The following is a 10,641-nucleotide window of genomic DNA, read 5'->3' as shown; positions in this document are numbered from 1 at the left end:
CGGCGAGAAACACAGCCGGATCGTCCCAGTGCCGGTCCCAGCCGAAATGGAAGAACACGGCGTCACCCTGCCGTATAAGGCCATGTTCGGCCTCGAAAGCAAAGATAGAATCCGGCTCGACCGCCTGCCCGGGCTGACAGCCACGCGCGTCGATCGTCACCATGCGGCCGAAGAAGCGCTCGACCGGAATGTCCGAGATGGCAACGCCGCCGCGGACGAAATGGACCGGCGCGTCGAAATGCGTGCCGGTGTGCTCGCTCATGGCCAACGCGTGGTTGCAGGCGACGTCGCCGCGATCATAGGATTCCACCATCTCCTGGCAGAAATGCGGGTGCGTCGGCCACACCGGCATGCCCGGCTTCATCGGATGCGTCAGGTCGACGAAGGAAACCGCCTTTGTTTCGAACAGCCCGGCGAGCGTGTCAGTGGCGGATGTCATCTGACGCGCGGCCTCGGCACGAGAGCGACGATCAGGATGATCAGCACACCGGTCAAAAGGAAGCGCACGCCTGCCTGGATGCCAAAGGTGTTGAGCATGGTGGACATCAGGTTGAAGAACAACGCTGCCCCCCATATGCCGACCGCGTTGGCCTGTCCACCGGCGACGCTGGTGCCGCCAAGCACCACCACGGCGATCGATTCCATCAGATAGGCGTCACCCATGTTGAGTGCTGCCCCGCCGCTGAAGCCGGCAAGCAGGAAGCCGGCGAGCGCCGCCGCCGTGCCGCACAGCATATAGGCAATCAACCGCACCCGTGCGACGTTGATGCCGGCAAGCCGCGCCGCCGGTTCGCTCTGGCCGGTGGCCAGCAATTGCCGGCCCCAGACCGTGCGTTTGAGGACGACCATGGCGACCAGCGTCAGCACCATCACCGCGATCGGCATGAATTGAACGCCGCCAAGGCTCATCGAGGTGAACCGGGAAAGGCCTGCCGGTGGCTTGAGCGTCGCCTGGCCGCCGAGATTGAAGGCAAGCGACTGGAAGACGAAGCTCCAGGCGAGCGTGGCGATGATCGGCGGCAGCCTGAGCGCGACGATGGCAAGGAAGTTCGCGGCCCCGGCAACGGCGCCGACGGCAAGTGCTGCAAGCAGGCCAGGCAACAGCATGCCGTCGGACCCTTGCATGACCGTCATCGACACATAGGCGCCCAGCGTCAGCACGGATGGCACGGACAGGTCGATATTGCCCGGCCCGGAGGCGACCACGAACATCTGCCCGGTTCCCACCACAACGCTGAAGGCACCGAAGGCGAGCGCGCCCGACAGCGTGGCGCCGGCACTGCCTATACCGGAATAGGCTGATGTCCCCACCCACATTGCGAGCGCCACGATGAAGCCGTAGGTCCACGGGGCGAGGCTCAATCTTCGGGTCATCGCGCCCGCTCCGACAAAAGCACGCGCCCGGCCAGCACGAGAAACAGGATGACGCCCTGGGCACCGATCTGCCATGTCGGCGGCACCTGCAGGAAGGACAGAAGCGAGCCCGCGAGCGACAGCGTCAGCGCACCGATCACTGTGCCGACCGGCGAGACGACGCCGCCGGTGAAGGCGCCGCCGCCGAGGATCACCGCGCCGACGCCGAGCAGCGTATAGGCCGGCGCGACATTGGCGTCGCCCGAAGTGGTGAGGCCGGTCAGCGTCAGCCCGGCCAGACAGGCGAGCAGGCCGGCGGCGGCATAGACAGCGACGCGGATGCCGATAACGGACCAGCCGGCGCGCTCGACGGCGCGCGGATTGCCGCCGGCGCCGCGCAACACCACGCCATAGGAGGAGCGCGAGATGACGAGATGGCCGGCGAGCGCCGCCAGTGCCGCCAGCCAGATCGACAGCGGCATCAAAGGCGGCTGCCAACTCATGAAGGAAGCCAGCCATGCCGGCGCCGAGCCACCCGGCGCCGGCAGCAGGATCACGGCGATGCCGAGCCAGATGAAGGACATGCCCAGCGTCACGATGATCGACGGCAGTTGCCGCGAATGGATAAGCAGGCCGAAGCCGGCATAGGCGGCGATCAGGACCAGATAGCACAACAGCGCGAGCGCAGGTGCATCCCCGAGATAGAGCGCCGTGACGCAGGTGATCAGCCCGACAAAGGCGCCGTTCGACAGGTCGATGTCGCCCAGCATGATCACCATCATCTGTGCCAGCGCGGCGAACACCAGCGGCACCGAGAGCTTGAACAGAAGGTGGAAGCCGAAATAGCTCATCGCCGCCGGGCGAATGCTGAAGATGATGGCGAGCATGACCAGCAGCGCGATCGCCGGCAGGCCGACCTGCAAGGCATTGAGCAAGGCCGGGCGCGCCTTGGAGGACGATCGGGCGGGAGCACGGGCTACGGCGTCAGACATGCTCGCCTCCGAACGATGCCTGCAGGATGCGGCCGGTCTCGATGGCGTCGCCTTCCAGCCTGGTCGCGGCGCGTCCCTCGCGGAAGACATAGATACGCTCGCAATTGGTCAGCTCTTCAAGCTCGGTCGTGTACCAGACGAAGGAGCGTCCGTTCTCCGCCTCGGCGCGGATCAGCCGGTAGACCTCCTGCTTGGTGCCGACATCGACGCCGCGCATCGGATCGTCGAGGAAGATCACTTGCGCATCCGACGCCAGCGCGCGGGCGAACAGCACCTTCTGCTGGTTGCCGCCGGACAGCGACAGGATCGGCGTGTCGATCGAAGGCGCTTTGACCTTGAGCCGGTCCGACCAGGTCTCGGCCAGCTTGCGGGCGGCAGCGCTTGAAATCATGCCGCCCCGGGTCAGCGCATTCAGGCTGCGGATGGTCAGATTGTCGGCGATGGACCATAGCGAGAACACGCCCTCCGAGCCGCGGTCGCCGGCGACATAGGCACCCGGCAAGGCCTCGCGCTGCCGGCGCGCGGCATAAAACATCGCGCGCAGCCGCTCGCGCTGGCCGTGGCCGTCGAGCCCGGCGAAACCGATGATCTCGCCCTTGCCGACTTCGATGGTCAGATCAGCGGCGTCGCGACCCGCATGCCGGATCACTGGAGCTTGCACTGAGGCCGCCTTGCCGGCGGAGCGGTCGCGTGGCCGCTCGATGCTGCCCATCAGTTCGACAAGCGCGGCGCGTGACAGGCCTGCAGTCGCCCGCTCGGCGACGACCTTGCCGTCGACCATGACGACGGTGCGGTCGCAGACGGCGAGGATCTCGTTCAGGCGATGGGTGATCAGGATGCAGGCGATACCGCGTCCTGCCGCGCGGCGGATATGAGCAAGCAATTGTTCCGTCGCCTCGTGGCCGAGCGCCGAGGTCGGCTCATCGAGGATGACGGCGCGCAATTTGATGCCGGTTTGCGTGAAGGCGCGGGCGATCTCGACCATCTGTCGCTCGCCGATCGGCAGGTCGGCCACCTTCCTGTCGAGATCGATGCCGTGGCCAGGGAAGATCTCGTCCAGCACCGGACCGATCACCTGGCGCGCGCGCCGCCGCCAGCCCAACCCACGCAAGGACCTGTGCACGATGCGGGTGTTTTCCGCCGACGTCAAATTGGCGCAGAGCGACAGTTCCTGGAAGATGCAGCGCAGCCCGGCCTGCTGGGCGCTGGCCGCACTCCAGGCACCGATCTCACACCCGCCGAGGCGAAAGCTGCCACCGCTGCGCTCGACGGTGCCGGCAAGCACGTTCATCAGCGTCGACTTGCCAGCGCCATTGTGGCCGACGAGGCCAACGACCTCACCGGGTTTGAGATGAAAATCCACGCCGCCCAGGGCATGCACGGCATCATAGTGCTTGCGGACATCGCGCACCTCGATAAGGGCGCTGTCGGCATCGCCTGTCTCTGCTGCGTCCTTTTTGGACGACGTGGGATCGTTCATCATTCGGCCATGCTGCTCATTTCGGCGCGGGAACGCCCGGCAGAGGCTCTTTCTTAGCGTTGGCGTCGATGATCCTGGCCACCAGCTCTTGCGGATATTCAGCATTGACGACGCCGCCTGCGGGAACCGTCTTCAGCCAGGCGTCAAGGTCAGGCTGATTGATCTGCAAGAGCGGCACCTCGACGAATTTCGGCACCTGCTTGCCGGCCAGAATCTGCTGCGCGACCCAGAACGCGACCTGGGAGACGCTGGGCGTGGCACCCAGCGAGAAGGTTTCGTAGCCGCTGGCGTCATGCTCCTGCTTCCACAGCGCCAATTCGTCCTGGCGGTTGCCCATGATGATGATCGGCAGCGGCCGGTTGGCGGCCTTGAATGCCTGCGCCGCGCCATAGCCGTCGCCGCCCTGCGTCAGCACCGCATCGACCTGAGGCAGCGACGGCAGGATGCCCGACACTTCCTTTTGCGCGACGGTCGCCGTCCACTGGCCATAGACCTCGCCGACAGCCTTGTAGCTGGCGTGCGCCTTCATCGCCTTCTCGACGCCCTCATGCAGGCGCTTGTCGAAACCGTCGCCGGCCATACCGCGGATCTCGAAGATGTTGGCCGGTTTGTCGCCGAGCTTGCTGGAGATGAAATCCAGTTCTGCCTTGGCATAGGAGTCAAGGTTGTAGTCGACGACATAGGCGCAAGGCTCGGTGACGCCGCTGGCGAAGGCAACGACCGTGATACCGGCATTGCAGGCATCCTTGATGGCGCCGTTGAGTGCGGTGTCGGAGCCGGCAAGGACGATGATCGCGTCGTAGCCCTGCAGGATCAGGTTCTCGATCTGGCTGGCCTGTTCGGTCACCGAATTGTTCGAGCTGACGACGGCTGTTGCGGCGACCTGCTTGTCGGCCACGGCCTTGGCGCCCATTTCCTCGAAGCTCTTTATCATCACCTGGCGGAAGGAATTGCCGGCGTAGGAATTGCTGAAGGCGATCTTCTTGGCCGAAGTGTCGCCCTTGGCGACGCCGTCATCGGCGCGCGCGTCCAGCGCTGCAAAGCTGGTGCAGCCGAGCATGGCTGCAACGAATAAGGCTGTGGTCCTGCTCATTGTTGTTCTCCTCCGGTTGAAAGTCATAGCGTCCTCCCGCCGATCCTTTCGAACGAAAAATGTCAGCCCAGCCCGAGATCGGGCACGGCATCGTTCAAATGGTCGGCGAAACTGGTGTTGGGCAGCAGCGGATACCAGCCCGGACGGCCAGGATCGCGGTCGTAGGCGTAGCCGCCCAGCGAGCGATAGAGCTCGGCATAGGTTGCGAGTTTGTCGCGATCGAGCTCGACACCGAGGCCCGGTGCCTCCGGCACCGCGATCGCACCATTCTCATAGCGCATCTTGCCGCCGACGATGATGTCGTCGGCAAGGTGGTGGTAATGCGCGTCGGCGGTGAAGACGAGGTTGGGCAGCACAGCGCCAAGATGCAGCATGGTGGCGAGCTGGATGCCGAGTTCGCCAGAGGAATGCACGGCAATGCCGAGGCCGAACGTGTCGCAGATCTGCGCCGCGCGCACGCAGGCGCGGATGCCGCCCCAGAAAGTGGTGTCGAGCAGGATCACGTCAACCGCAGGGTCGCGCACATTGGTGGCGAGCTGTTCGAAATCGATGACGATGGTGTTGGTGGCCAGCGGGATGGAGAGCTTCTCGCGCAAGCGGCGCATGCCGGCAAGGCCCCAGGTCGGATCCTCGAAGTAGTCGTTCCTGAGATCGGAGATGGCCTGGCCGAAACGCAGCGCCTCTTCGACCGACAGCGCCGCGTTCGGATCATAGCGCAGCGTATCGGCAGGAAATTCGGCGGCGAGCGCCCTGAAACACTCCAGCTCATAGTCGGGGTGAAACACGCCGGCCTTGAGCTTGTGGGCGTGAAAACCATGTTCGGCCTTGAGCGCGCGGGCATGCTTGAGCAATTGATCGATGGTGCGGACCTCGCCCCTGCCGCTGCGGCGGTCGGCATAACGGAAGAACAGATAGGAGGCGAAGCCGATCCGGTCGCGTACGCGCCCGCCAAGCAATTGGTAAACCGGCACGCCGAGCTTCTTGCCGATGATGTCGAGACAGGCGAATTCCAGCGCTGCGTGGAGCTGCGTGCGGTTGTTGTAGAGCGACGCCGTCGGATTGCAGATGGCGTAGCGCATGCGGTTGAGATCGAAAGGGTCATGGCCGACCAGGTAAGATTTCAGGCCGGCGAAGGCGAGTTCCGCTCCGGCACCACCGCCGCCCATCTCGCCGAGCCCAACAATGCCCTCATCGGTCTCGACCTCGACCACGGTCCGGACAAAGCGTCCCCAATGCGTACCGTTGCTGTGCCGCAAGGCTGCTTCCAGCGGAACGGTGATGGTGGTCGCCTTGATGTCCGTGATCTTCATACCGGCTCCTCTCCCCTAGCCTTCTGGCGTCATACACACTACCATGGTAGTATGTCAACAGAGCTTCAATCCTGCTTGCCGCTTGAGTTGGGACGTGCGCAGTGTCATGACCGGAGCAGTGCAGCGCCATTCACAGCAACGGATTCGTCATGGGGACCAAGCTTTCGGGGGCGACCAGATTTTTAGGCAGTGCTGCCAGGCCGAAGAACGCCGGTCAGCGCGAACCCTCGCGGGTGCTGGAGCCGGTCAACAATCGCATGCCGATCTCGCCGCAGATCTACGAGCGCCTGCGCCGCGCCATCACGACGCTGGCGATGTTGCCGTCGGAGGCGCTCAGCGAACAGGACCTTGCCCAGCAGCTCGGTGTCAGCCGTACACCGGTGCGCGAGGCGCTGATCCGGCTTGCCGATGAAGGGCTGATCGACATCCTGCCGCAACGCGGCAGCTTCGTCGCGCCGATCCGCCTAAGTGACGTCGAGGAAGCGCAGTTCATTCGCGAGGCACTCGAAGTCTCCGTCGTGCAGAAGCTGGCCGGCCACGGTTCGAGCGCCTTCATCGCGGCAGGCAGGGTGAACCTTGCCCAGCAGGCCAAGGCAGTGGCCGAGGGCGACCGCGAGCTTTTTCTCGAGCTCGACGAGGGCTTCCATCGCAGCCTTTGCGAAGAGGCCGGCCTGCCCAAGAGCTGGCGGGTGATCCAGGTGGTCAAGCTGCAGATGGACCGTGTGCGCTATCTGAGCCTGCCAGAGCCCGGCCACCTCGAAACGCTGCTCGCTCAGCATGTGGCGATCTTCGAGGCCGTGGAGACCGGCGAGGCAAAGCAGGCAGGCGCGCGTATGGCGGCGCATTTGCGCGAAGTGCTTCGCACGGTTCAACGGCTCAACGTGGCCCGCCCGGACCTCTTTGGCCAATGATCCGTCGACCGCTCATTGTGCCATTGGGTGAAGAGCAGACGCCACGGACGTGCTGCCACATTCTTAATGAGGGATTCCTGCGCGCCAAGGCCTGATCCGCGTATGCTACGGGCGCTTCGCTTGCCTGGCGTCAGCCGCCGAAGCGCGGTTCCGCAACGCCTTTGATGCCAAGGCCCGTGATGGCGAACAGGCTGCCGCGCAAAACGCCGTCGCCGGGAAAACGCGGCAGCGGCGGCTTGGCCATCGAGGTGACGTAGAGGGTGTCGAGCTTCGGTCCGCCGAACATGACGCTGGTGATCTTCTTGACCGGCATGTCGATGATGCGATCGATGCTGCCATCGGGCGCGTAGCGCACCAGCCTTCCGTCATAGACCAGCGCATTCCAGAGATAGCCCTCGGCGTCGACGGTCGAGCCGTCCGCCGCACCGCCTCGGCTGGTGTCGACGCGCACGAAGGTACGCCTGTTGGTGGCGGCACCGGTGGCGATATCGTAGTCGTAGGCCCATATCTCGCCGGTCCAGGTATCGGCGAAATAGAAGGTGCGGTCGTCGGGGCTCCAGCATGGACCGTTGGAGCAGATGATGCCGGAATCGATCCGGGTGACGGAAAAATCCGGATCGAGCCTGTAGAGACCGCCGGACGGCCCCTCTTCCATCGTATCCATGGAGCCGGCGAAGAAACGGCCGCGCCGGTCGACCTTGCCGTCGTTGAGCCGGTTCATCGGCTTGTCCGGCTCGGGATCGTGGATCAGCGTCACCTCGCCGGTGGCGAAATCGAGCAGATGGAAGCCGCGCTGCAGCGAGACGACAGCGCCGCCGCCGTCCTTGCGCAGCGCCATTGAGCCGATCTTCATCGGCACGTCCCATGACCGGATCTCGCGCCCGTCGGCGGTCGCCCGAAACACGCGCCCGTCGAAGCTGTCGATCCAGTAGAGTCGTTCCTGTTCGACGTCCCACAGCGGTCCTTCGCCCAGTGTGGTCTTCACGTCCACCACGACTTCGATCTTCATGCCGTCCTCCTCCGTTTTGCGTCTCGCGGCGATTGCTCGGGCCGCCTCAGAAAGCGACCTTGTCCCCGCCTTTCAATGACAGGATTTCGCGTGCCTCGTCGGGCGTCGCCACCTCCATGCCGAGTCCTTCGATGATCTTGCGGGCCAGCAAGACCTGCTCGGCGTTCGACTTGGCAAGCTTGCCCTTGCCCGCCCACAGACTGTCCTCCAGCCCGACGCGGATGTTGCCGCCAAGGGCCGCCGATTGCGCGGCGATGCGCAGTTGGCTGGCGCCGGCGCCCAGTACCGACCACCGGAACTGGTCGCCGAACAGCCGGTCGGCAGTGCGCTTCATATGGGCAACGTCTTCTGGATGCGTGCCGATGCCGCCGAGCAGCCCGAACACCGACTGCACGAAGAAAGGCGGCTTCACCAGCCCACGGTCGGCGAAGTGGGAAAGGTTGTACAGATGGGCGATGTCGTAGCACTCGAACTCGAAGCGCGTGCCGTTGTCGTAGCAGGTCGCCAGAATGTACTCGATGTCCTTGAATGAGTTGCGGAAGACGAGGTCGCGCGTCGCTTCCAGATGCGGCTTTTCCCAATCGAACTTGAAGGTCTCGTATTTGTCGGCCAGGTGATAGAGCCCGAAATTGATCGAGCCCATGTTGAGCGAGGCGACTTCCGGCTTGAACTGGGCGGCCGGGCGCACGCGCTCCTCGACCTTCATGTAGGGGCTGCCACCGGTGGTGATGTTGATGGCGGCGTTGGTGCCTTGCTTGACGCGCGGCAGGAAGCGGGCGAAGGCCTCCGGCGTCTGGTCGGGCTTGCCGGTTTCCGGATCGCGGGCATGCAGATGCAGGATCGCGGCACCGGCTTCCGCCGCCGCGATCGCCTCCGAAGCGATCTGGTCGGGCGTGATCGGCAGATAGGGCGACATGGTCGGCGTGTGGATGGCGCCCGTCACCGCGCAGGTGATGATGACCTTGCCCCTGGTCCGTGCAGGTCCCGGCTTGCGACTGGTTTGCGTCATTCTCCAAACTCCTGATCCGATTTTCTCTTGTGGGCGGCGAGCGCCATGAGCCGGCGGTCACGCCACACCTGCCGGTCGCCTAGGCTTTGCTGTGGCAGTCGCTTGCGGCGATCAGCCTCGACCGTGTCGATGACCTTGCCGGCCCAGTCGACGCGCCGCTGCGTCTGGGGAAAGATGTTGGAATAGATGCCCTGATAGCGCTCGACATAGTCGCGCACGCCGCCGGGTGCATTGAGATCGATGGTCTCGAACGGCCCCATGAACGACCAGCGCAGCGCCAGCCCGTCGCGGATGCCGATGTCGACATCCTCGACACTGGCGTAGCCATCGGCGACAAGCCGGAAAGCTTCCTCAAGCAATGCGCCTTGCAGGCGATTCATGATGAAGCCGTCAAGCTCGTGCTGCATGTCCAGTGGCGCGTGGCCGGCGTCGACGAGGAAGGCGCGGGTTCTCTCGACCGTCTCGGCCGAGGTCCACGGCGCCGGCACGATTTCGGCCGCCGGAATGAGATAGGGCGGGTTGATCGGATGCACGACCAGGCAGCGCTGCCGCCCTTGCAGATGGTCGGTGAATTTCGACGGCAACAGCGCCGAGGTGGAACTGGCGATGACTGTTTGCGGATCGGCAAGCGTGTCGATCAAGGAGAACACCTTGCGCTTCACCTCGAGATTCTCGGGCGTGTTCTCCTGGATATGCACGGCACCTGCCAACGCCTCTTCAAGCTCGGCGACAACGGAGATACGGTCAAGAACCTCACCGGCTTGCTGTCCCCGCAGAAGATCGTTCGCGGCGAGATCGCCGAGCACGCCGGCAATGTAGTCGCGGGCTCCACCTGTGGCAGTGGGCGACTGGTCCCACATCCGCACGTCATGGCCGGCGCGGGCGAAGCTGATCGCCCAGGCCCGCCCGATGAACCCGCTTCCGACGATCGCGACATTGGCCATGGTTTGTTCCTCAAAGTGTTTCGACGTTGCCGTCGACGCCGAGCGATTGGCCGGAAATGTTGATCCCCGCATCGGAGAGCAGGAAGGCGACCATCGACGCGACATCATAAGGGCTGGTCATGCGGCGCAGCGAGATGTTCTGCAGATAGCGTCCGGTCATCTCCTCGTGGCTGATACCGACCTGCTTGGCGCGCGCCGAGATAACACCTTCGATGCGGGGGCCCTCGATGATGCCGGGCAGGATGGCGTTGACCCTGATGGCGTGCGGCCCGAGCTCTTTGGCCAAGCTTTGCGTGAAACCGATGACACCGAACTTGGCCGCCGAATAGGGTGTGCGGAAGGCGTAGCCATGGCGGCCGGCGGCCGACGACATCGAGACGATCGAGCCGCCGCCCGCCGCCTTGATCAGCGGCACGGCGCGACGGGCGCACAGGAATTGGCCGGTCAGGCAGATGTCGATACAGCGCCGCCAATCGGCCGGATCGATCTCGTCGACACCGCCGGTCGGCCCGGCAATGCCGGCATTGTTGATCAACGCAT

11 protein-coding genes are annotated in these 10,641 nt (G+C 64.6%); 1 reads left to right on the top strand and 10 read right to left on the bottom strand.

Annotated elements, in window-relative coordinates:
- From EN914_RS10500 to EN914_RS10475, 6 genes are all read right to left on the bottom strand, one after another.
- A partial coding sequence (locus EN914_RS10500) for a cyclase family protein (RefSeq protein WP_164778705.1) occupies nt 1-439 on the bottom strand: 439 nt, incomplete at its 3' end.
- A complete protein-coding gene (locus EN914_RS10495) occupies nt 436-1,374 on the bottom strand; it encodes an ABC transporter permease (protein ID WP_024502470.1) in 939 nt (312 codons plus the stop codon). The genes EN914_RS10495 and EN914_RS10500, both read right to left, overlap by 4 nt.
- Nucleotides 1,371-2,240 carry an ABC transporter permease gene (locus EN914_RS10490; protein ID WP_407067777.1) on the bottom strand — a complete coding sequence of 290 codons (870 nt, stop codon included), beginning with the start codon at nt 2,238-2,240 and terminating at the stop codon, nt 1,371-1,373. The genes EN914_RS10495 and EN914_RS10490 overlap by 4 nt, the downstream gene beginning before the upstream one ends.
- A 97-nt stretch (nt 2,241-2,337) precedes the next feature.
- Complete coding sequence (locus EN914_RS10485; RefSeq protein ID WP_050580440.1) at nt 2,338-3,825, bottom strand: sugar ABC transporter ATP-binding protein; 1,488 nt, start codon at nt 3,823-3,825, stop codon at nt 2,338-2,340.
- A gap of 16 nt (nt 3,826-3,841) precedes the next feature.
- A complete protein-coding gene (locus EN914_RS10480) occupies nt 3,842-4,918 on the bottom strand; it encodes an ABC transporter substrate-binding protein (RefSeq protein ID WP_024502467.1) in 1,077 nt (358 codons plus the stop codon).
- 62 nt (nt 4,919-4,980) lie between these two features.
- Entirely contained in the window at nt 4,981-6,228 is a 1,248-nt protein-coding gene (locus EN914_RS10475) for an enolase C-terminal domain-like protein (protein WP_024502466.1), read from the bottom strand.
- A 149-nt stretch (nt 6,229-6,377) separates the two neighbouring features.
- On the opposite strand from EN914_RS10475, the gene EN914_RS10470 reads away from it, so the two are divergent.
- Nucleotides 6,378-7,139, top strand: a complete 762-nt coding sequence (locus tag EN914_RS10470) for a GntR family transcriptional regulator (protein WP_081714232.1) — start codon at nt 6,378-6,380, stop codon at nt 7,137-7,139.
- Between the two features lie 130 nt (nt 7,140-7,269).
- Here the strand turns inward: EN914_RS10470 and EN914_RS10465 are convergent, their stop codons facing one another.
- The 4 genes from EN914_RS10465 to EN914_RS10450 all read right to left on the bottom strand — a co-directional run.
- Entirely contained in the window at nt 7,270-8,148 is an 879-nt protein-coding gene (locus EN914_RS10465) for an SMP-30/gluconolactonase/LRE family protein (protein WP_024502465.1), read from the bottom strand.
- Nucleotides 8,149-8,194: 46 nt separating this feature from the next.
- Nucleotides 8,195-9,157 (bottom strand): 3-keto-5-aminohexanoate cleavage protein, encoded by a 963-nt coding sequence (locus EN914_RS10460; RefSeq protein WP_013533047.1) that lies wholly within the window; start codon nt 9,155-9,157, stop codon nt 8,195-8,197.
- Nucleotides 9,154-10,101 carry a 3-hydroxyacyl-CoA dehydrogenase gene (locus tag EN914_RS10455; protein WP_024502464.1) on the bottom strand — a complete coding sequence of 316 codons (948 nt, stop codon included), beginning with the start codon at nt 10,099-10,101 and terminating at the stop codon, nt 9,154-9,156. Before EN914_RS10455 ends, EN914_RS10460 begins: the two co-directional genes overlap by 4 nt.
- A gap of 10 nt (nt 10,102-10,111) precedes the next feature.
- The coding region (locus EN914_RS10450; RefSeq protein WP_164778704.1) for an SDR family oxidoreductase at nt 10,112-10,641 on the bottom strand (530 nt) is incomplete at its 5' end.

It is taken from the genome of Mesorhizobium sp. M7A.F.Ca.CA.001.08.2.1 (assembly GCF_003998455.1).
GTDB classification, from domain to species: Bacteria; Pseudomonadota; Alphaproteobacteria; order Rhizobiales; family Rhizobiaceae; genus Mesorhizobium; species Mesorhizobium ciceri.
The sequence above is the reverse complement of the archived record's forward strand: the minus strand, read 5'-3'. Positions and strand labels throughout refer to the sequence as shown.